At 54.4% G+C, this 21,902-nt stretch carries 21 protein-coding genes; 8 read left to right on the top strand and 13 right to left on the bottom strand.

What is annotated here, in order from left to right; genetic code table 11:
* Positions 1-2 precede the first annotated feature (2 nt).
* Positions 3-1,511, bottom strand: coding sequence for a YdgA family protein (locus tag OGV82_RS19615; RefSeq protein ID WP_049011603.1), 1,509 nt, complete (start codon positions 1,509-1,511; stop codon positions 3-5).
* Positions 1,512-1,613: 102 nt separating this feature from the next.
* Entirely contained in the window at positions 1,614-2,789 is a 1,176-nt protein-coding gene (manA, locus tag OGV82_RS19620; protein WP_101744291.1) for a mannose-6-phosphate isomerase, read from the bottom strand.
* Between the two features lie 261 nt (positions 2,790-3,050).
* Between manA and fumB the strand changes: the two genes are divergently transcribed.
* Both fumB and fumC read left to right on the top strand, forming a co-directional pair.
* A complete protein-coding gene (gene fumB / locus OGV82_RS19625) occupies positions 3,051-4,697 on the top strand; it encodes a class I fumarate hydratase (protein ID WP_101744292.1) in 1,647 nt (548 codons plus the stop codon).
* 159 nt (positions 4,698-4,856) lie between these two features.
* On the top strand, positions 4,857-6,260 hold the full coding sequence (gene fumC / locus OGV82_RS19630; protein ID WP_047457217.1) for a class II fumarate hydratase: 1,404 nt from the start codon (positions 4,857-4,859) through the stop codon (positions 6,258-6,260).
* Here the strand turns inward: fumC and tus are convergent.
* The 3 genes from tus to rstA all read right to left on the bottom strand — a co-directional run bounded on the left by tus (position 6,257) and on the right by rstA (position 9,332).
* Positions 6,257-7,186: a DNA replication terminus site-binding protein gene (gene tus / locus OGV82_RS19635; RefSeq protein WP_012132493.1), complete on the bottom strand. Its 930-nt coding sequence runs from the start codon at positions 7,184-7,186 to the stop codon at positions 6,257-6,259. The two genes, fumC and tus, sit on opposite strands and share 4 nt — an antisense overlap.
* 97 nt (positions 7,187-7,283) lie before the next feature.
* The gene (gene rstB, locus OGV82_RS19640) at positions 7,284-8,585 is read right to left on the bottom strand and encodes a two-component system sensor histidine kinase RstB (RefSeq protein WP_012132492.1); all 1,302 of its coding nucleotides are present in this window, start codon (positions 8,583-8,585) and stop codon (positions 7,284-7,286) included.
* A 12-nt stretch (positions 8,586-8,597) separates the two neighbouring features.
* A complete protein-coding gene (gene rstA, locus OGV82_RS19645) occupies positions 8,598-9,332 on the bottom strand; it encodes a two-component system response regulator RstA (protein ID WP_145991257.1) in 735 nt (244 codons plus the stop codon).
* Between the two features lie 127 nt (positions 9,333-9,459).
* Between rstA and OGV82_RS19650 the strand changes: the two genes are divergently transcribed.
* Positions 9,460-9,795 (top strand): GlpM family protein, encoded by a 336-nt coding sequence (locus OGV82_RS19650; protein ID WP_012132490.1) that lies wholly within the window; start codon positions 9,460-9,462, stop codon positions 9,793-9,795.
* Here the strand turns inward: OGV82_RS19650 and folM are convergent.
* The 3 genes from folM to ydgH all read right to left on the bottom strand — a co-directional run bounded on the left by folM (position 9,792) and on the right by ydgH (position 13,167).
* Positions 9,792-10,514, bottom strand: coding sequence for a dihydromonapterin reductase (folM, locus tag OGV82_RS19655; RefSeq protein ID WP_101744294.1), 723 nt, complete (start codon positions 10,512-10,514; stop codon positions 9,792-9,794). The two genes, OGV82_RS19650 and folM, sit on opposite strands and share 4 nt — an antisense overlap.
* Before the next feature lie 36 nt (positions 10,515-10,550).
* The gene (locus tag OGV82_RS19660; protein WP_101744295.1) at positions 10,551-11,933 is read right to left on the bottom strand and encodes an amino acid permease; all 1,383 of its coding nucleotides are present in this window, start codon (positions 11,931-11,933) and stop codon (positions 10,551-10,553) included.
* A 289-nt stretch (positions 11,934-12,222) separates the two neighbouring features.
* Positions 12,223-13,167, bottom strand: a complete 945-nt coding sequence (gene ydgH, locus OGV82_RS19665) for a DUF1471 family protein YdgH (RefSeq protein ID WP_012132486.1) — start codon at positions 13,165-13,167, stop codon at positions 12,223-12,225.
* A 525-nt stretch (positions 13,168-13,692) separates the two neighbouring features.
* On the opposite strand from ydgH, the gene pntA reads away from it, so the two are divergent.
* The gene (pntA, locus tag OGV82_RS19670) at positions 13,693-15,222 is read left to right on the top strand and encodes a Re/Si-specific NAD(P)(+) transhydrogenase subunit alpha (protein WP_101744296.1); all 1,530 of its coding nucleotides are present in this window, start codon (positions 13,693-13,695) and stop codon (positions 15,220-15,222) included.
* A 10-nt stretch (positions 15,223-15,232) separates the two neighbouring features.
* The gene (gene pntB, locus OGV82_RS19675) at positions 15,233-16,621 is read left to right on the top strand and encodes a Re/Si-specific NAD(P)(+) transhydrogenase subunit beta (protein ID WP_012132483.1); all 1,389 of its coding nucleotides are present in this window, start codon (positions 15,233-15,235) and stop codon (positions 16,619-16,621) included.
* Positions 16,622-16,683: 62 nt separating this feature from the next.
* Here pntB and OGV82_RS19680 read toward each other — a convergent pair whose 3' ends face one another.
* Entirely contained in the window at positions 16,684-17,718 is a 1,035-nt protein-coding gene (locus tag OGV82_RS19680; RefSeq protein ID WP_047457210.1) for an AI-2E family transporter, read from the bottom strand.
* 136 nt (positions 17,719-17,854) lie between these two features.
* On the opposite strand from OGV82_RS19680, the gene OGV82_RS23025 reads away from it, so the two are divergent.
* The 3 genes from OGV82_RS23025 (at position 17,855) to mdtI (ending at position 18,818) form a co-directional block, all read left to right on the top strand.
* Positions 17,855-18,028 carry a protein YdgV gene (locus OGV82_RS23025; protein WP_012132481.1) on the top strand — a complete coding sequence of 58 codons (174 nt, stop codon included), beginning with the start codon at positions 17,855-17,857 and terminating at the stop codon, positions 18,026-18,028.
* Positions 18,029-18,139: 111 nt separating this feature from the next.
* Positions 18,140-18,502: a multidrug/spermidine efflux SMR transporter subunit MdtJ gene (gene mdtJ / locus OGV82_RS19685; protein ID WP_012132479.1), complete on the top strand. Its 363-nt coding sequence runs from the start codon at positions 18,140-18,142 to the stop codon at positions 18,500-18,502.
* Positions 18,489-18,818 carry a multidrug/spermidine efflux SMR transporter subunit MdtI gene (gene mdtI / locus OGV82_RS19690; RefSeq protein WP_012132478.1) on the top strand — a complete coding sequence of 110 codons (330 nt, stop codon included), beginning with the start codon at positions 18,489-18,491 and terminating at the stop codon, positions 18,816-18,818. Before mdtJ ends, mdtI begins: the two co-directional genes overlap by 14 nt.
* A gap of 45 nt (positions 18,819-18,863) precedes the next feature.
* Here the strand turns inward: mdtI and OGV82_RS19695 are convergent, their stop codons facing one another.
* From OGV82_RS19695 to OGV82_RS19705, 4 genes are all read right to left on the bottom strand, one after another.
* Complete coding sequence (locus OGV82_RS19695) at positions 18,864-19,682, bottom strand: trypsin-like serine peptidase (protein ID WP_047457207.1); 819 nt, start codon at positions 19,680-19,682, stop codon at positions 18,864-18,866.
* Between the two features lie 101 nt (positions 19,683-19,783).
* Entirely contained in the window at positions 19,784-19,864 is an 81-nt protein-coding gene (ydgU, locus tag OGV82_RS23030; protein ID WP_455549893.1) for a small membrane protein YdgU, read from the bottom strand.
* An 88-nt stretch (positions 19,865-19,952) separates the two neighbouring features.
* Complete coding sequence (gene asr, locus OGV82_RS19700; protein ID WP_145991258.1) at positions 19,953-20,216, bottom strand: acid resistance repetitive basic protein Asr; 264 nt, start codon at positions 20,214-20,216, stop codon at positions 19,953-19,955.
* Positions 20,217-20,376: 160 nt separating this feature from the next.
* On the bottom strand, positions 20,377-21,867 hold the full coding sequence (locus tag OGV82_RS19705; RefSeq protein WP_047457202.1) for a carboxypeptidase M32: 1,491 nt from the start codon (positions 21,865-21,867) through the stop codon (positions 20,377-20,379).
* Positions 21,868-21,902 lie beyond the last annotated feature (35 nt).

Below are 21,902 nucleotides of genomic sequence, written 5' to 3' on the forward strand. Positions count from 1 at the left end.
ACTTACTGCTGAGGAATCGCCGGAGCGTCCGGCACGGAGAGCGCAGGCATACCAAACATGCCGACAAACTCTTCCAGCGTCATTTTTTGCCCGTTGAGCGTTACCTGACCATTGGCATACTGTAGGTTGGTGGCGATGGTATTATCCTGCAACGTGGTGATGCGGAACATTTGCCCCATCGCGGCTAACCCTTTGACTTGTTGATTCGCCAGCTTATCGGCATCTTCCTGCTGATAACCTTCCAGTCTGGCGACCTGAGTCATAAACTCAACGGCCATATCCATCGGGATCGTCAGCTTCGCGTCAAGAGATTTAACGGAACGATCCACTTCCTGAGTCAGCGTTTGCGGTTCTTCAGTGGTCGCGGCCGGATCTTTCAGGAACAAGGAGAGGTTCAGCGCGGTCTCGCCTTTAGCGTTTTTCCAGCTTAACGGCGCGACGGTAATCACCGGTTCGCCCTTCATCAGCAGCGGCAGGGCGCCAAAGAACGCTTCGGTCACTTTCTCCTGATAAAGTTCAGGATTTTGCACCACCTCGGGTTGCGTCATCAGCGCCTGAGTCTGAGCGTTATACTGGCGGCTAAACTGGTGCCAGGCTTCGCCATCGATCTGTCCCACTTTCAGCGTCAGCTTGCCGCTACCCAGATCCTGATTCTGCACTTTAAGGCTGTTCAGCGAGTAATCCAGCTGGCTATTGATGGTTTTGCCGTCGTTGACGAGATCGGACTTACCGTCGATCACCATGCCTTCCAGCACGGCCATCTCTTTACCTTCTACCGATACCGTCATTTTTTCCAGCGACAGCGTCTGGTTGCCAATACGCTCGCCGAAGCTGGCCAGGGTGCTGGAACCGTCGGTTTTCAGGTTATTAAAAGTAATCTGGACTTTCTGGTTATATTCGTTGACGGCATCCACCAGGCCGCTTTGCGCTTCGCCTGACAGTGAAACGACATTGCCGTCTTTATCGGCATTCAGCTGAAATTCCCCGCCGCTAAAGGCGACTTTTTCACCGTTATTTTCATAATTCAACGGCTTGAGCGAGATATCTGAGCGGGTATCGCCGCCATAACCAATCCGGGAATTAATCTCGACCGGCGTCTCGCCTTTTGCGATATCAAACAACGGTCTGGTGACGTCGTTGTTGACCAGGGTCGTCTTCACCGAGGCCATCGCAGGGATAAGGTTAAACGATTTCAACTGTGCGAACGGGAAAGGACCATGATCCACCGCTTCGTTCAGTACGACGCTTTGTCCTGGTTTCAGCCAGGGGTTTTCCTTGCCTTCGACAGGCTTCGCCACCAGCTGTAACTGGCTGCTGAAAATGCCGCGCTGGTAGTTTTGATAGCTCAGCTCAATGGCGGCTTCAGGCGCCGTGCGTTTAAGCTGCTCATTTGCCTGATTCACCATCTGTGCGAGATGCGTTTCCAGTTTTTTCCCGGTGTACCAGGCCCCGCCTGTCCAGACCACGCCCAGGGCGACGATCACACCTGTAGCTACCAGCGATTTTTTCATATCGATTATCCATAAAAATGAAACCAGGCGGATTAAACCGCCTGGAGAAGTTGTGAGCCTTTAACTAGCTTAGCAAGAGTTGTTAAAAAATTCAGTATGTTGCTACAGCTTGTTGTAAACCCTGGCCAAACGGCCCACGCCGCTGGCGTTGACCGGAGACTCATCAGCGCCGATAAACGCGGATTCGCCGGGTTTCAGCACCAGACGCTGCTCGCCCTTGCTCAGCACCGCTTCGCCTTCCACGCAGAACAGAATGGCGGCGCTCTGCTGGCTGATGGCCGTTTCCTGAGCGGAGAGGTCATGCAGCGAAAACGCGAAATCTTCCACCGGAATCGGGAAGTCCAGTTCCGCACCGTGTTTTACCGGCGTTGTCAGCAGCTGATCGGCTGGTTTGGCAACGAATTTGACGTTCGCGACCAGCTCAGGAATGTCGATATATTTCGGCGTCAGCCCGGCGCGCAGGACGTTATCGGAGTTCGCCATCACTTCCAGCGCCACGCCCTGCAAATAGGCATGAGGCGTTTCGGCAAACAGGAACATGGCTTCGCCAGGGTTCAGCTTGACCACGTTCAGCAGCAGTGGAGAGAAGAGGCCGCTGTCATCCGGGTAAAATTCGGATATGACGCGGATCGTCTGCCACGGTTCACCCTGTTGGCTGTTCAGCGCCGCTTTCAGCACCGCCAGCGCGCGGGATTTTTCATCGCCCTGCATATTGAGCAGGCTGGCGAACAGTTGGCTCAGGCGTTCGGCATTCGGCTCTTGCAGGAAGTGGGCAATGGCGGTATGCGCGCCGGAAACAGGTTGCAGCAGGGAGACAATCTCAGAGAACTCGCGGAATGCGTTCATCGCCAGGAACGGCGTCAGGGCAAAGACCAGTTCAGGCTTGTGGTTCGGATCTTTATAGTTACGCTCGGCGGCATCCATCGGAATACCGGCCGCATTCTCTTTCGCGAAACCAATTTCTGAGTTGTGTTTATTCGGATGAACCTGGATGGAAAGCGGCTGCGCGGCACACAGCACTTTAAACAGGAAGGGCAGCTCGCCAAAACGTTTTGCGACAGATTCGCCCAGCAGTGTGGCTTTATCGTGCTCAATCACGTCGCGTAACGAGACGGCTTTCCCGTCAGCGCCTTCAATTCGGGAGCTGCTCTTGGGATGGGCGCCCATCCAGAGCTCGGCCATTGGCTGCTGAGACGGATTCGCAATGCCGTAGAGTTCCGTTAACGCAGTTTTACTACCCCATGCATAGTTTTGCACTGAGTTGATGAGTTTTTGCATTATCAAGCCCTGTTTCAATATGGAAATTAATTCGCGTATTAAACCAAGAAACCCGCGGGAAGTAACCTCTGCGCGCAAAAAGTCGTACTTGTCTCAGTTTTTGTTAAAAAATTGTGTAGGATAGTGTAACTCGCTTTTTACACCCTGACGCATTCGGGTTGCAGGACAATAACATGTCTGCCGCTGGAGGCGTGACGGGTAAGCAGGGCAATGGAACATCTGCCCAGAGAATAACCAGACCGAGCAGTAAGTGAGAGAACAATGTCGAACAAACCCTTCCATTATCAGGCTCCTTTTCCCCTCAAAAAGGACGATACCGAATATTACCTGCTGACCAGTGAACACGTTTCCGTTGCCGAATTTGAAGGGCAGGAAGTGCTTAAGGTCGCTCCTGAAGCGCTGACGCTGATGGCGCGTCAGGCATTCCACGATGCTTCGTTTATGCTGCGCCCTGCGCATCAACAGCAGGTCGCTGATATCCTGCGCGACCCGGAGGCCAGCGAAAACGATAAATATGTCGCGCTGCAATTCCTGCGCAACTCGGACATTGCCGCAAAAGGGATTTTACCAACCTGCCAGGACACCGGTACGGCCATTATCGTTGGCAAAAAAGGCCAGCGCGTCTGGACCGGCGGCGGTGATGAGGCTGCGCTGGCGCGCGGCGTTTATAACACTTACATCGAAGATAACCTGCGCTATTCGCAAAATGCCCCGCTGGATATGTATAAAGAGGTCAATACCGGCACCAACCTGCCCGCGCAGATTGATCTCTACAGCGTTGATGGCGATGAATACAAATTCCTGTGTATCGCCAAAGGCGGCGGTTCCGCCAACAAAACCTATCTGTATCAGGAAACCAAAGCGCTGCTGACGCCGGGCAAACTGAAAAATTACCTGGTCGATAAAATGCGCACTCTGGGGACGGCGGCCTGTCCTCCGTATCACATCGCCTTCGTGATCGGCGGGACGTCGGCGGAAGCAACGCTGAAAACGGTTAAGCTGGCCTCCGCAAAATACTATGACGAACTGCCGACGGAAGGGAACGAACACGGTCAGGCATTCCGCGACGTGGAACTGGAAAAAGAGTTGCTGACGGAAGCGCAGAATCTCGGGTTAGGCGCCCAGTTCGGCGGTAAATATTTTGCCCATGATATCCGCGTCATTCGTTTACCGCGTCACGGCGCGTCCTGTCCGGTCGGGATGGGCGTCTCCTGCTCTGCGGATCGCAACATTAAAGCGAAGATCAACCGCAAAGGTATCTGGATCGAGAAACTGGAACATAATCCGGGTAAATATATTCCTGAAGAATTGCGCCAGGCAGGCGAAGGCGAGGCGGTTCGCGTTGACCTCAACCAGCCAATGAAAGCGATCCTGCAACAGTTGTCGCAGTATCCGGTTTCAACTCGTCTGTCGCTGAACGGGACGATTATTGTGGGGCGTGATATCGCGCACGCCAAACTGAAAGAACGGATGGACCGTGGCGAAGGGTTGCCGCAGTATGTTAAAGATCATCCGATCTACTACGCGGGTCCGGCAAAAACGCCTGAAGGATACGCGTCCGGTTCGCTGGGGCCAACGACCGCAGGGCGTATGGACTCTTACGTCGATCAGCTTCAGTCGCAGGGCGGCAGTATGATTATGCTGGCCAAAGGCAACCGTAGCCAACAGGTGACCGATGCCTGCCATAAACACGGCGGCTTCTATCTGGGCAGCATTGGCGGGCCTGCCGCTGTGCTGGCGCAGGGCAGCATCAGGAGTCTGGAATGCGTGGAATACCCTGAACTGGGGATGGAAGCGATCTGGAAAATTGAAGTGGAAGATTTTCCGGCCTTTATCCTGGTGGATGACAAAGGCAATGATTTCTTCCAGCAAATTCAGACTTCGCAGTGCACGCGCTGCGTAAAGTAAGACAATAAGAAGGTACATTTGCAGGCCGGGTAAGGCGCTGTGCCGCCCGGCATTTCAGAAGCGCACAAAGCGCCATGCAGTATTTATGAAGCAATCAATACTTAATCCTGACAGGTGTGTGAGCATGTCCTCAACTTCATTGTTAACAAGGAGAAAGTAATGACGACGGTACGCTGCGAGAAAGATTCGATGGGCGGGATTGATGTTCCGGCAGACAAACTTTGGGGAGCGCAAACCCAACGATCGCTGGAGCATTTTCGTATCTCCACGGAGAAAATGCCCGTCTCGCTGATCCATGCGCTGGCGCTGACCAAGCGTGCGGCAGCCAAAGTTAACGAGGACTTAGGGCTGCTGTCGGCGGAAAAAGCCTCCGCCATTATGCAGGCGGCTGATGAAGTGCTGGCCGATAAACATCCCGACGAATTTCCGCTGGCGATCTGGCAGACCGGGTCGGGCACGCAAAGCAACATGAACATGAACGAAGTGCTGGCGAACCGCGCGAGCGAACTGCTGGGCGGCGTTCGCGGCATGGAGCGCAAAGTTCACCCGAACGATGATGTCAATAAAAGCCAAAGTTCGAACGACGTCTTCCCGACCGCGATGCACGTTGCGGCGCTGCTGGCGCTACGCAAGCATCTCATCCCGCAGCTTAATGTCCTGACCGATACGCTGCGCAAAAAGTCCCATGCGTTTGCCGACATTGTGAAAATTGGCCGCACGCACTTGCAGGATGCGACGCCGCTGACGCTCGGTCAGGAAATTTCCGGCTGGGTGGCGATGCTGGAGCACAATCTCAAACATATTGAAAATAGCCTGCCGCATGTGGCGGAGCTGGCGCTGGGCGGTACGGCGGTGGGCACCGGGTTGAACACCCATCCTGAATATGCCCGCCGCGTGGCGGATGAGCTGGCGGTGATCACCTGCGCGCCATTTGTGACGGCGCCGAACAAGTTTGAAGCACTGGCGACCTGTGATGCGCTGGTTCATGCGCACGGCGCGCTAAAAGGGCTGGCGGCGTCGCTGATGAAAATCGCCAATGACGTTCGCTGGCTGGCCTCTGGCCCTCGATGCGGCATTGGTGAAATTGCCATTCCTGAGAACGAGCCGGGCAGTTCGATTATGCCAGGTAAAGTGAACCCGACCCAGTGCGAAGCGCTGACTATGCTCTGCTGTCAGGTGATGGGCAACGATGTGGCTATCAATATGGGCGGGGCGTCGGGAAACTTCGAGCTTAACGTCTATCGCCCGATGGTTATCCATAATTTCCTGCAATCGGTACGCCTGCTGGCGGATGGAATGGAAAGCTTTAATGCGCACTGTGCGGTCGGTATTGAGCCAAACCGTGAGCGTATTAACCAACTGCTCAATGAATCGCTGATGCTGGTCACCGCGCTCAACACGCACATCGGCTATGACAAAGCGGCGGAGATCGCCAAAAAAGCGCACAAGGAAGGGCTGACCTTAAAAGCCTCTGCCCTGGCGCTGGGGTATCTCACTGAAGCCGAGTTTGATAGCTGGGTGCGCCCGGAACTGATGGTGGGCAGCATGAAGCCAGGCCGTTAATCCGCCACATACAGGTGCAACCGAGGGATGATAAGTCGCAACGGTTGCGCCTGAGGCTTAAAGCGGTGCTGAACATTGTCCGCATCGTAATTCAGTAGTTCGCCGATATCCGGCACGGTCATGCCTTTATCGGTATTGATCAGCGCGATAAGCGGCGTCGGACAGGCGTGCTGAACCTGTTTCTGCTGCCCTTTGTACCAGACGCGGGCAATCGGCTGTACCTTCACCGGTCTTTTAATCTTCAGCCGCGCCTGTTGCGGCAGGGCGGCGATATCCTGATATTCGCGCTCCAGCCTGGCCTGCCACTCTTCGCGCGTCCAGGGATGCACGCTGCGCGGCGTGTTCAGGCTTTTCTCCAGTTGCGCCAGCACCTCATCCCGGCGCAGATTCTTAATAATGTGCTTGTTGGCCCAGCCAAAACGGAGGGTGGCGGGATTCTTGATCACCGTTAACGCGCGGTAGGCATTCAACGTGATAAGACCGGGCAGATGGCGATGCACCCACTCAAAACGCGCCGCTGACGGCAATCCTGACTCCACCGTCACAATACGCTCAAATGTCGTTTTTAACTGATTGATGTGCTGGATCTGGTTTTCCAGCGCGGCCTGCGTGGCATCATCAACCTGATAGCACAATACGCCGGGCAGGCGAACCGCCGCTTTGCTGCTGCGATTTTCAGACTGTTGCTGAATAAACAGGTGGCGATAGTGGCGCAGCGCCAGCGATTCGGCCTCTTTTCCCAGATGCTGCTCCACCGCAATGGTCGCCAGAGGGTTGTGCTCCGCCTCTTTGGTTACTTCGGGAAGGGAGAAGACGCGGGCAATCAGCAGCGGTTGCTGTTCGAGATTTTCTGTCAGGGTTGCCAGCGCGTGTTCTGTCTGGCGAAAAGTACCATTCAGGCGTTCGACAAGATCGTAACGGGCCATATCACCACCATTTCAGTGTCGCAGAAAGAAGGATATTAGTTACAACATACTTACTGTATATCACATCATACCCGCCCTGACCATCGTGCGCTATGCGTCAGGCAGGGGGAAATTCGGGGATGTTGTGCCAGACGGGCCAGTTGAAGGTGAATCTGGCGCCGCCCAGTTCACTTTCGCGACAGTTTACCGTTCCACCCATCGCCAGGGCGATGGAGCGCACGATGGCTAATCCCAGCCCGCAGCCTCCGGTAGCGCGGTCGCGGCTGGGATCGAGGCGCACAAAGGGTTCGAATACATGTTCGCGCGCGTCTGGCGCGATGCCGGGGCCGTCGTCTTCAACAATCAGGGTCGCCTGATTGCCGCTTAACAACAGGCTGGCCTGAACGGTGGAATGGGAATAACGCAGCGCGTTATTGAGCAGATTATCCAGCACACGCTCCATTAGCCGCATATCCAGCGCGCCGTAATCGCCAGGCGTAAGCTGGCTGAGCCGCACCGTGCGCCCGGGGTTGACGCTCTGTACGTCTTCCAGGTGGCTCGCCAGCCACACGGGGAGGTCGGGAACGGTGAGCGTTAACGCAGTCTGCGGCCTGTCCAGCCGCGCATAGGTCAGTAACTCTTCGATTAACGCTTCCAGTTGGCCGATATCGCGATTCAGCGCCTGCGACTCCTGTGCGCTGAGATTTTCACTCATCTCCAGCCGGTAACGCAGACGCACCAGCGGTGTACGCAGTTCGTGGGCGATGCCGTCAATAAGTTGTTTTTTACTGGCGATCAGCGCGTTGATGTTATCTGCCATCTGGTTAAAGGCAATGCCGAGACGTTCAAAACTGGAACCGTTGTCAAAGTGAAGGCGCTCTGCGAGGTGCCCTTCGCCAAAACGCTGAGCGGCGGCCTCCAGGCGCAGCATCTCCTGCCAGTGCGGGCGCATCCAGATAAACACCGGAAAGGCGAGGGAGATGGCGATAAAGGCCATCAGCGCGATATCCAGTAGCCGCATCTGGTGAAGAAAATAGAGATAAGGAACCGGCCCGACGGCCAGCACGTAATGGCTGCGGGGGATGCGCTGGATAAACGTATACTGATCGTCCAGCGCGACGATGTCGCCTTCGCGCAGACGCTGTGTGGTAAGCGCGTCGAGTTTGTATTTATTGAGCGGCTCTACGCGCAAATCGAAAGAGAGATTAAGATCCATCTCTTTGAGGGTTTTCCCCCAGTCGCGCGGAGGGATCTCCCGCAATTCGCTGCGCATTAAATACAGCGAGCTTTTCATCAAATCATCCAGCGACTGTCTGCCTGCGCGTTCTGCGGTGAACTTATACACCAGCCCGACCAACAGGGTCATGACCAGAAAGCAGACAAACAGCAGCAGATAAAACTGAACGAACAGTTTTTTCATTGATGCACCCGGTTAATCACGATGACTCTCTTCCCACGCATGGGGGGCAAACAGATACCCTTTGTTGCGAACCGTTTTGATTCGATAGGGCTCTGTGGCGTTATCCTGCAATTTCTTACGCAGCCTTGAGATAGCGACATCCACGCTGCGGTCCATGCCGTCGTAGCTGACGCCGCGCAAGTTTTTCAGCAGCGCGTCGCGATCCATAATCTGCCCGGCATGGGTTGCCAGTTCCCAGAGTAATTCGAAATCGGCGGTGGAAAGCGAAACCGGTTCGCCGGAGAGGGCGACTGAACGATTGACCGGGTCAATAATCAACGCGCCAAAACGCAGCGTTTTATGCGGGGTCATTGCCGTATCCTGAATGCCTTTTGCCTGCGCGGTGAGTTCATTCTGCCGTAAATGCAGGCGCAGACGAGCGAGGAGCACGGCAGGGGGCGTGGTTTTCAGGATGTAGTCACAGGCGCCCATTTCCAGCGCCAGGATGTGGTTCATGTCGCTGTCCAGTGAGGTCAGCAGGACAATCGGCCCTTGCCAGCGGCCTCGCAAATCGCGGCAAATGGTCATACCGTCTTTGCCCGGCAGCATGATATCCAGTAACACCAGCTCGGGTTGCGTGCGAAGGATCGTCTCTTCAGCCAGATCGCCGCGAGGTTCAATCAGCACCTCAATATCGTGTTTCGCCAGATAAGCGGCAATCAGCGAGCCAACTTCAGGGTCATCCTCAACAAATACGATGGTGTTCATAACGTTCATTACGCGGAGAAAACGCCAACATACACCGCCTCCGTTTTCCCTTCCATTAATCTTTTCTAAACGAGAGCGCTTCCGTTATGCTACATCCTCAATGTTATTGATGTGTTAAGGCATCGAAATGGGACTCGTGATAAAAGCCGCGCTGGGTGCGCTGGTGGTGGTATTGATTGGTTTGCTGGCAAAAACAAAAAATTACTATATCGCCGGATTAATTCCGCTTTTTCCGACATTTGCACTGATTGCCCACTATATTGTCGCCAGCGAGCGCGGAATTGACGCGTTACGCACGACCATTGTATTCAGTATGTGGTCGATCATCCCTTATTTTGTCTACCTCGCCACGCTTTGGTATTTCACCGGTTTTCTGCGTTTGCCCGTTGCGCTCGGCGGGGCGGTGGTGTGCTGGGGCCTGAGCGCATGGCTGCTGATATTTTGCTGGATCAAACTGCATTAACGCAGGTGCCGGCCGCCATCCACGGCGAAACTGCGGCCGGTAACGAAGCAGCTGGTGAGAAGGTAATCCACCAGGTCGATTACCTCTTTCTCGCCGGGCGCTGTCTTCATCAGGGATTTATTGAGCGCCTGCTGGCGGTACTCGGCATCGTCGTTTTCGTTAAACAGGATCAGCGACGGGGCGATGGCGTTGACTTTCACTTCCGGGGCCAGTTTGCGGGCAAAGGAGCGGGTCATATTATCCAGCGCCGCTTTACTGGCGGCATAGGCGATGTGTTTGTCGCTGCCGCGTTCCACAACATAGTCCGTAAAATGGATGATATCGGTGGCCGCATGTCCGTGGCCGCGCAACAGTCTTTCCAGCGCATGGTTTAACAGATAGGGCGTATTGACGTGAATCTGCATCATGCATGCCAGCACGTCAGAGAGCGGGGTGCCAGGCGCCTCGGCCATCCAGGCACTGGCGTTATGCAAAATAGCCCGCAGGCCTGGCGTATGGGTCTTTATCTTCTCAGCAAATGCCAGGACGCCGTCATCGGTGGAAAAATCGGCCTGAATGCACAGCGCGCCCGCTTGCGTCAGGCCGTCGATGGCCGGATAGTGCGTCCGGTAGCTGACAATCACCGGCTGTTTTTGACTGAGAAAGTGCCACGCGATCGCGAGGCCGATGCGGCGGCCTCCTCCCGTGATAAGGATGGGCAAGGGCTGGTTTTTACCCATTGTAGTCTCCTTTGGCATCAAACAATGGGGCGACGATTACCCCACCAACATCCACGTAGCCGGAACAGCGGCGATGAGTAGCAGACCGATCAACATCACTTCCTGACGATTCAGGACATTATCGTGCGTATGCGTCTTGCGTGCGTAGAGGAAAACTAACAATCCCGGCGCATACAGTACCACCGACAGCAACAGGTGCATCGGGCCGGACGCATACAATAACCATAAGCCATAAATGCAGGCCCCGACACCTACAGCCTGATGAAGAGGGCGCGCGGCGATTTTCAGCAGGAACGCACCGACCAGGAAATAGGGTACCAGAATCATCTCTGAAGCAATCGTCAACAGCGTGTTGTAATCCGAACCTGTGAGCCAGATCAGCACCAGGCAGATCTGAACGCACGCGTTGGTGAGCCACAGCGAAGCCGATGGCGCGCCTTGCGCATTCTGGCGGGCGAAAATGCGCGGGAAGGCTTTATGCGTTGAGGCCAGAAACGGCACTTCTGCCGCCATAATGGTCCAACTCAGATAAGCGCCGCAGACTGAAACGATAAGACCCGCCGCGATAATGATTTCGCCCCACGGTCCCATCATTTTCACCATCAAACCCGCCATTGACGGATTGCGAATCTCCGCCAGTTCCGGGCGGGCGACGACGCCTAAAGAGAGCAGCGTCACCAGCAGGTAGACGCCCAATGCGGCGAGAACCGCCAGCAGCGTCGCACGTCCGACATCACGCTTATTTCTCGCCCGGGCGGAGACGACAACCGCGCCTTCCACGCCGATAAACACCCACAGCGTGATGAGCATCGTGTTTTTAACCTGCTCCCAGACGGGAACGCCCAGCGCCAGACCGGTGAAATCCAGGCTGAACGTATCGAGCTTAAACATGATGATAGCCAGGACGATGAACAACCCCAGCGGCAACAGCTTCGCCAGCGTCGCGACCAGGTTGATGCTGGCGGCGGTTTGCACACCGCGCAGCACCAGAAAATGCACCACCCAAAGCAGCACTGACGCGCCGATGATGGACTGCCAGGTATTGCCGTCGCCAAACAGGCGGAGTTCCGGCGTATCGGTAAAGAAGCTCAGGGCAGAAAAAACGATAACCAGATAAGAGACGTTGGCGATAACGGCACAGAGCCAGTATCCCCAGGCGGAGCAGAAACCGATCAGTTCGCCGAAACCTTCGCGCGCGTAGGTGAAAATCCCGCCATCCAGTTCCGGGCGAACGCGCGTCAGGATCAGCATAGCGAAAGCCAGCAGCAGTATCCCGATGCCCGTAATCGCCCAGCCAATCAGCAGCGCTGCCGGGCTGGCCACCGCCGCCATGTTCTGTGGCAGACTAAACACACCTGCGCCAAGCATTGAGCTTAAAACCAGCGCGGTCAGCGCGCTCAGTCCCAGTTTCTTTTCCATCGGTATCCAGTTATAAAAACGAGAGTGGGAGAATAATTATTTTGGCAAAACGCATAAAAATGGTGAAAGCCACTAAGGCGCGGGATTTTACGGAGAGAAGAGACCGCATGCAATGATCTCTGAAACATTTGTGACTAAAAATGCTAAAGGCGGGTAGATTTCACATAGGGCAGCATCGTATTGATGTCTGATAGCGCTACGTTCATCAGGCCTACTAACACGTAGGCCGGATAAGATGCCTGGTCTCGCCATCAGGCGTTATGACAACACCGGATGGCGGGAGCGTACTTTACTTATACAGGTCGGCGCTGATCGTCATGTTGTTACCACGTTCCTGCCACTGGCGGGTAATGTGATAATATTTCGCGCCTTTCTTCGCCGCACGCTTGGCAACCTGGTAGGAGACTTCCGTCATGTTGCCGTAGTTGCCGGTGAATTTGATGCTGTCAAACGGCACCATCATCGCAGCGGTCGCTTTGTTCAGCTCTTCGACTTTCGTTCCGTCAGGCAGAGTGACAGTGTAACGTCCACCTTTTGAGGATTGCGTTTCGAAGAAGCGTCCGACTTCAGCGCTTGGAGAAGCGGTCGTCGCGACGCCCGGAATCTCCACTTTCTTCGCCGCTTCACCGCCGGCGGCCAGCGCTGCGCGACCCGCATCGGAATCAGCAGGAATAACGTCCGGGCTCTGGACAACGCGTTTCTTCGCATCTTCTTTATAGATAAACGCGGTAATACGCTGGTTGCCGCCCTGGTTGGCATCGACCTGACGCACAATGTAGAACGAGTAGGCGCCTTTCGCTTTTGCTGCTTTGGTGATGGCGTCATTCACTTCCGGCTGGCTACGGTAGAAACCCTGCACCGTTACGGTGTCGTAAGGTTCCAGCAGCACGGCCTGATCTTTCGGTAATTCGACGATACCGTTAATTACACGGTTTTGAGGCGCGTCGGATTTTGGCGCGTCTGATTTATAAACGTCAGCCACGACACGCCAGTTACCGCTGTTGCCAAAATCGGACGTATCAACAACATAAAAAGAGGCTGCACCTTCTTTATCTGCGCGGCGGGATACGGCATTTACCGCATCGCCAATGGCATTAAAACGCCCGGTGACCACAATGCGGTCATAAGGTTTTAGTGCTGCCGCTTGCTCCGGCGTCAGTTCTGTCGCTGCATTTACGGAAAAAGCAGTCGCAGAAAGCAGTGCGGACGCCAGGAGAGTGTTCTTAAGCTTCATAAAAATAATCCTTCGCCTTGCGCAAACCAGGTACTGGTATTGTTATTGACTAGAAACGTGGCTGATTATTGCATTTAAACCCTGCAAATGTCTGCGTCATTTTTCACTCATCGTACCGCCTGAAGTGACAAGAATGATAACATTTGGTGATATGTCTAAAAAACAGGCGCTTGACCGGCAAAACTGATAAAGCATACGCATTTTATAAGTTAATTTAATGTTAAACGATTGAATGTCGATGGCGCTAAATCATGTTTTGCCGCTTCGCTTGAGCGAATTATCGGTCACTGAAGGTGATTTCAAGGTCATTATTCCTGTTTGTGGGCTGAATCGTTCATATTTTGCAAATTTCATAATAAATACTGTTTTTTGGCGCTAGATCACAGGCGCTATTTTCAGTAGGTTATAGAGAGTTTGTTACTGTTTTATTTTTCCGGGGTAGCACTTACCTCTTACGCAGGCGTGCGTATGCATCCTGCGATCACTGACAAACCATCATCAAAAAAACCGATGGAAGGGAACATTATGCGAATTGGCATACCAAAAGAGCGGTTAACCAATGAAACCCGAGTCGCAGCAACGCCAAAAACGGTTGAGCAACTGCTGAAACTGGGTTTTACCGTCGCGGTTGAAAGCGGCGCGGGTCAACTGGCAAGTTTTGACGATAAGGCATTTACAGAAGCGGGCGCAGAAATTGTAGAGGGAAATGCGGTCTGGCAGTCAGAGATCATCCTGAAGGTCAATGCGCCGGAAGACGATGAAATTCCTTTACTGAATGCGGGTACGACGCTGGTGAGTTTCCTCTGGCCGGCGCAGAATCCTGAGCTATTGCAAAAACTCGCGGAACGCAATGTAACCGTGATGGCGATGGACTCCGTGCCGCGTATTTCGCGTGCGCAGTCGCTGGATGCCCTGAGCTCAATGGCCAACATCGCCGGTTATCGCGCGATTGTGGAAGCCGCACATGAATTTGGTCGTTTCTTTACCGGGCAAATTACCGCTGCGGGCAAAGTGCCGCCAGCGAAAGTGATGGTGATTGGCGCGGGCGTCGCAGGTCTGGCGGCCATTGGCGCGGCAAACAGCCTCGGCGCCATTGTACGTGCGTTTGATACCCGTCCAGAGGTAAAAGAGCAGGTTCAGAGTATGGGCGCTGAATTCCTCGAACTGGATTTTAAAGAGGAAGCGGGCAGCGGCGATGGCTATGCCAAAGTGATGTCCGAAGCGTTTATAAAAGCGGAAATGGAACTCTTTGCCGCGCAGGCGAAAGAGGTCGATATTATCGTCACGACCGCGCTAATCCCGGGTAAACCTGCGCCGACGCTGATCACGCGCGAGATGGTTGATTCCATGAAGTCCGGCAGCGTGATTGTCGATCTGGCCGCGCAAAACGGCGGTAACTGTGAATACACCGTCGCCGGTCAGGTGAGCACGACCGACAATGGCGTGAAGGTTATCGGTTACACCGATCTGCCGGGCCGTCTGCCGACGCAATCCTCCCAGCTTTACGGCACCAACCTGGTCAACTTGCTCAAACTGCTGTGCAAAGAGAAAGACGGCAATATCGACGTCGACTTTGACGACGTGGTTGTGCGCGGCGTAACGGTCGTACGTGACGGTGAAATTACCTGGCCCGCGCCGCCGATTCAGGTGTCTGCTCAGCCGCAGGCTGCGCCGCAAGCGGCTCCAGCGCCGAAAGAAGCGGAAAAACCGGCTTCACCGTGGCGTAAATATGCGCTGATGGCGCTGGCGATCGTTCTGTTTGGTTGGCTGGCTGACGTGGCGCCGAAAGAGTTCCTCGGCCACTTCACCGTTTTCGCACTTGCTTGCGTGGTGGGTTACTACGTGGTGTGGAACGTTTCGCACGCGCTGCATACGCCGTTGATGTCTGTGACTAACGCCATCTCAGGGATTATCGTTGTCGGGGCATTGTTACAGATTGGCCAGGGAGGCTGGGTGAGTTTCCTGAGCTTTATCGCGGTGCTTATCGCCAGCATTAATATTTTCGGTGGCTTCACCGTGACTCAGCGTATGCTGAAAATGTTCAGGAAAAACTAAGGGGTAACACATGTCTGGAGGATTAGTTACAGCTGCATACATTGTTGCCGCGATCCTGTTTATCTTCAGTCTGGCCGGGCTCTCTAAGCATGAGACGTCCCGACAGGGTAACAACTTTGGTATCGCCGGGATGGCGATTGCGCTGGTGGCGACGATCTTCGGCCCGGATACCGGCAACGTTGCCTGGATTCTGGTGGCGATGATTATCGGTGGGGCGATCGGTATCCGTCTGGCGAAACGCGTTGAAATGACCGAAATGCCGGAGCTGGTGGCGATTCTGCACAGCTTCGTCGGCCTGGCGGCGGTGCTGGTGGGCTTTAACAGCTACCTGTACCACGAGGCGGGTCTGGAACCGATTCTGGTGAATATTCACCTGACGGAAGTGTTCCTCGGCATCTTCATTGGCGCGGTTACCTTCACCGGTTCCGTGGTGGCGTTTGGCAAGCTGTGCGGTAAGATTTCGTCCAAACCGCTGATGCTGCCGAATCGTCACAAAATGAACCTGGCGGCGCTGGTGGTTTCCTTCCTGCTGCTGGTGGTGTTTGTACGTACCGAAAGCGTTGGCTTGCAGGTTCTGGCGCTGCTGGTGATGACCATTATTGCGCTGGCTTTCGGCTGGCACCTGGTGGCGTCCATTGGCGGGGCGGATATGCCGGTTGTGGTGTCCATGCTGAACTCCTATTCCGGTTGGGCAGCGGCGGCGGCAGGCTTTATGCTGGGCAACGACCTGCTGATCGTCACCGGCGCGTTGGTCGGTTCTTCGGGTGCGATTCTGTCTTACATCATGTGTAAGGCGATGAACCGCTCTTTCATCAGCGTTATCGCGGGTGGTTTCGGCAGCGATGGATCTTCTACTGGCGACGATCAGGTCGCGGGCGAGCACCGTGAGATCACGGCGGAAGACACGGCTGACATGCTGAAAAATTCGCACTCGGTCATCATTACCCCTGGCTATGGCATGGCGGTTGCGCAGGCGCAGTACCCGGTGGCGGAAATCACCGAGAAACTGCGCGCGCGCGGTATCAAGGTACGTTTTGGCATCCACCCGGTTGCGGGGCGCCTGCCTGGTCACATGAACGTACTGCTGGCGGAAGCGAAAGTGCCGTATGACATCGTGCTGGAAATGGACGAAATCAATGACGACTTCGCTGACACCGATACGGTGCTGGTTATCGGCGCGAACGACACGGTGAACCCGGCGGCGCAGGACGATCCGCGTAGCCCGATTGCCGGTATGCCGGTTCTGGAAGTCTGGAAAGCGCAAAACGTTATCGTGTTTAAACGCTCGATGAATACCGGCTATGCCGGGGTGCAGAACCCGCTGTTCTTTAAAGACAACACGCATATGCTGTTTGGCGATGCGAAAGCCAGCGTGGATGCGATTCTGAAAGCGCTTTAATCTTTACTGGCGCAAGTGTCATAAAACGGCCTCTCAGGAGGCCGTTTTTACATCTGAAGAGATCAGGTTTTATTCAAATCACTGAGCAGGACGGCAATGCTTTGCCCGCCGGAGGTTTGCTCCAGCGCGATCTTAACGATGATCGTCAACGGCACGGAAAGCAGCATGCCGACAGGGCCTAATAACCACCCCCAGAAGATCAGGGAGAGAAAAACCACCAGCGTGGAAAGGCCTAATCCACGCCCCATGATGCGGGGCTCAAGGATGTTCCCGAACACCAGATTGATAATCAGATACCCCGTCAGCACCACCAGCGCGTCATAAAGGCCGCTGAACACCAGAACCTGCGCAATAGGTGGGATCGCGGCCAGAACCGAGCCAATATTGGGGATATAGTTAAGCGCGAAAGCCAGCAGTCCCCAGACGAATGCGAAACGAACTTCCAGCAGCGCCAGCATTCCCCAGACCACAACGCCCGTGATAATGCTGATCGCCGTTTTCAGCACCAGATAATGCGACACGCTGTCGATTGCGCGCTGAATCGCGGCCATACCTTCAACCGGCCTGGCCATCATCTGCTGGAGTTTACCGGGCAACTGCGGAACTTCCAGTAGCATAAAGACCACGGTTAACAAGAGCAGGAAAATGGATGACATGGCGTTAGACAGCTGCGCCAGCAAATTCGTCACCAGCGTCATGGCGGCGTTAGGGTCGATATATTTCACCAGTTCATCCACCGAGACGCCGATGCCCAGGCGCTGTAGCCACGGTTCAATGTTTTTCAGCGGCACAACCAATGATGAGCGGTATTGCGGCAGCGTGCGGGCTAACTCATTTAGCGATGTGCCGAGATAGGCCAGCAGCAACACCATGCCCATCACGATAATCCCGATCAGTATCGATACGGCCAAAACGCGCGGGATGCGAAGCCTGACCATGCGCTGCACCAGCGGGCTCAGTACCACCGCAATAAATAACGCCAGAATAAACGGCACAATAATATCGGCAGCGAAGCGAATACCGGTGAGAATGATGACCAGCATTCCCAGCATGATTACGAGTTTCAGGCCGTTAAGCGTGATGATCGGTTTTGCCATGATAATTCCTGAATTTTTGTTCTTACTCTTTATAATAATGTGATTTTTGTCGGGCTGTGCTAACAAAAATCAAACGGCGCGGGTAAAGAAGTGAAAAGGTTTTGAGTTAATTCTAAGGCTGTGGTACAAATCAGACGTGTTTAACTACCGAGGACAATTTTCATCCGCGATGACGAGAAGCAACACTGCGGATAATTGTAATATTATGGACAATATGTTCAGGACGTTTTTTTCTACACAGACCGTACTTCTTCGCACTTCTTCCTCTTTCCTGCTTGCTGGTGAGCAGCACTGGCGCAACGCGCTTTAGTCCCTTACTTCTGCCTGAGCTGGCGTTACGCGCCTGGCTAATTCATTTTATTTTTTGGTTTGCTGCATGCAGCAGGCCCGAAGGACTATATTCTCAAGCAGGAGAAGCACCATGTTTTACTGGATTTTATTAGCCCTTGCCATTGCGGCTGAAATTACCGGAACGCTGTCGATGAAATGGGCAAGCGTAAGCAATGGCAACACGGGTTTTATTTTAATGCTGGTCATGATTACGCTGTCGTATATTTTTCTCTCTTTTGCCGTAAAAAAAATTGCGCTTGGCGTGGCGTATGCCTTGTGGGAAGGCATCGGTATTTTATTTATTACGCTGTTTAGCGTGCTGTTATTTGACGAAGCCTTATCGGCCATGAAAATTGCGGGTCTGGTTACGCTGGTATTCGGGATCGCGCTGATCAAATCGGGTACGCGCAAGCCAGTAAACGCCGCGAAGGAGGCGACGCATGCCGCAGTTTGAGTGGGTTCATGCCGCGTGGCTGGCGATGGCGATCGTTCTGGAAATCGTCGCTAACGTGTTCCTGAAGTTTTCTGACGGCTTTCGTCGCAAGTTCTATGGCATTCTGTCGCTGGCCGCAGTGCTGGCGGCCTTCAGCGCGCTCTCTCAGGCGGTAAAAGGCATTGATCTTTCGGTGGCATATGCGTTGTGGGGCGGATTTGGTATCGCCGCCACGCTGGCAGCCGGGTGGGTGCTTTTTGGGCAGCGTCTGAACAACAAAGGCTGGGTAGGCGTGGTATTGCTGCTTATCGGCATGATCATGATAAAACTGGCCTGACAGCTATGCTGCCCGTTACGGCGGGCAGCACACGGGAACCATCATCTATTCCTGAGCCAGCGCTTCCAGCTTGTCCCGAAAGCCGGTGACGGAAATCGCGCGGTTGTCAGCCCGCCAGCGATCTTTTGCCGCCGGAGCGGAACTTTGTACGCCAATCAACTGCCAGCCAGCGTCGGTATGCAGCATTAACGGAGAACCGCTGTCGCCGGGCAGCGTGTCGCACTGGTGAGAGAGCACCGCGTTTTGCGCCCAGCCGGTAATCAGGCAATCCTGATGCGAGTAAAGCGTATCAAGATGATCTTCCGGGTAACCTGACTGCGTCACTTTGCGGTCGGCGGTTTTCAGGGCAGCGGTTAGCGCGGCTTTATCGCCTTCAAATAAGGGCAGTGGGGTAATGCCGGACGGCGGATAACGCAACACAATCAAACCAAAATCCCACGGCGCGGCGGCCGGAGGGACAATCCAGCCATCGCCATCAGGCTTTAAGCGCTTTCCCAGCGACGGATCGACCCGACCTTCAATACCGTGAATTTCATAACGCCAGAGACCTTTTTGCGATACGAAACGCAAAGCCACGGCTTTATCTGGCTTCCCTTTCGGCGGCGTTAACAAGCAGTGTCCGGCGGTGAGAGCCAGATGAGATGAAATGAGCGTGGCGGTACACAGGTTGCCGCTGGCGGTTTCCAGTTGACCAATAGCGTCCCACGGCGACTGCGTTGGATCTTCAACCTTGACCCGATCGTCATGGTCAAAAAATAACGTTTTGGCTTCACGGGTATCCGTGGTGGTATCAGCCTCATCCGCATGAGCAACGACAGGGGAAAGACAAATTACGCCCAGTAATACCGCAATGGTTTTATGCATATCACACTCTGTGTGGGTAATTATGATTATTAAAAGCAAACCCTCAGTGAATACTATAGACGTGACGGCAGGAAAGTGGGAGTAAAATCAGATAACTACATTCAGGAAATATAAAAATGCGTGGCAATAAGGGCGCATAATATAAGCATGGTGAGAATCAACTCAAAGCGGTAACGAAACACGTTAACCCTCCGAAGAAACGGCGCTAAACCCGATGATTTAGCGCCGTGTGTTATGGCGCGGGGGAGCGCCATAGAACTCGCCAGTGCCTTATGCCGCCGGTTTAGCTGCCGGTTTAGCCGCAGTATGTTTTACCGCTTTTTTGGTGTGTTTTTTCGCTGCCTGCGCTTTTTGTTCAGGCGCTTTCTGAGTCGCTGCTGCTTTGTGGTATTTTTTGTGATGCGTGGTTTTTGCCGGTGCGGTTTTGGCAGGTGCCGCAGCCGGAGCCGTCGTGGACGTTGCCGTTTCAGCAGCAAATGCAGCAGAAGACAGACCCATAGCAGCGGCAACAACCAGAGCTAATACTTTTTTCATTCTGATACCCTCGATTTGGTTTTTTATTCAACCCCACTGCGGGGCCGGTGAAATCACTATATCGCTGTAAATCGAGGGCTTCCGTGAGTCATTGGTATCGGCGTGTAACGGTATGTACAACCGGCCCGACAGATTGACGCTATCGGGCAAACAAGAGACATCATGACAAATAGCGTGATTCCAGATGCGCCCGGAAGTAACGGCTGCTCAATGGTTCTCCGGTGGCCTGAGCGATCAGCTGCGCGGTAGTAAAGCGACTGCCGTGCTGCCAGATATTTTGTCGCAGCCAGTCAAACAAGGCGCTGAGATCGCCTTGCGCAATCTGATTATGCAGATCCGGCAATGCGCTATGGGCGGCGCTAAACAGCTGTGCGGCATACATGGCGCCCAGCGTATAAGACGGGAAGTAGCCAAAGCCGCCGTCGGTCCAGTGGATGTCCTGCATACAGCCGTTACGGTAATCTCCCGCGGTTGACAGCCCCAGCCAGGCCTGCATTTTTTCATCCCACAGTGCGGGAATATCATCCACTTCGATGTCGCCGTTAATCAGCGCCTGTTCAATGTCATAGCGCAAGATAACATGGGCAGGATAACTCACTTCGTCGGCATCCACGCGGATAAAGCCCGGTTTCACCCGCTGATTCCAGGCAATGAAATTCGCTTCTTCAAAAGCGGGCTGATCGCCAAAATGACGTTTAACGGCGGGAATGAGCCGTTTGAGGAACGCAGCGCTGCGACCCAGTTGCATCTCGAAAAACAGACTCTGGGATTCATGGATGGCCGTGGAGCGGGCAAACGCGATCGGCTGACCCTGCCAGGCGTGGGGCAGATTCTGTTCATAGCGGGCGTGCCCCGTTTCGTGGATCACGCCAAAGAGCGCGCTGAGTAATTCATTTTCATCATAGCGCGTGGTGATGCGCACATCTTCCGGCACGCCGCCGCAAAACGGGTGGGCGCTGATGTCCAGCCGACCGGCGTTAAAATCAAACCCTAACTGCGACATGGTTTCCAGTCCCAGTTCACGCTGTAGCGCCGTTGGGAACGGGCCGACCGGCGCAATCAGCGGCTGATGCGACTGTTTTGACACCGCGCGGTTTAACAGATCGGGAAGCCAGGTTTTGACATCCGCAAACAGAACATCCAGTTGGGCGCTGGTCATATCGGGCTCAAAAATATCCAGCAGGGCATCGTAGGGCGAACATCCTTTAGCTTCGGCGCGAAGTTTTGCCTCTTCACGGCTGTATTTCACAACCTCTTTCAGATTCTGCGCAAATCCTTGCCAGTCATTCGCCGGACGCTGACTCCGCCATGCGTGTTCACACCGGCTCCCCGCCAGTGATTTCGCCTCCACCAGTGACTCAGGCAGCAGGGCCGCCTGATGGTGCCGCCTCGCCATTTCACGCAGGTTCGCCTGCTCAACATCGTTCAAATCTTCCTGCCCGGCGGCGGCTATCCACTGCGCAACCTTCGGGTCAGTCAGTAACTGATGTTCCAGCACGTTCAGCTCGGCCAGCGCTTCGCCTCGCGCGGTGCTTCCACCGGGAGGCATCATGGTGAACATATCCCAACTGGCGATAGCGGAGAGATGCGAAAAGCGGGAGAGGCGCTGGAAAGTGCGGGTGAGTTGTTGGTAGTGGCTCTTGTTGGACATTGTTGTGTTCCCGTCGTGTTCTGCGAATGTGAGGA

The organism is Citrobacter sp. CK191 (assembly GCF_030333435.1).
GTDB lineage: Bacteria > Pseudomonadota > Gammaproteobacteria > Enterobacterales > Enterobacteriaceae > Citrobacter_B > Citrobacter_B koseri.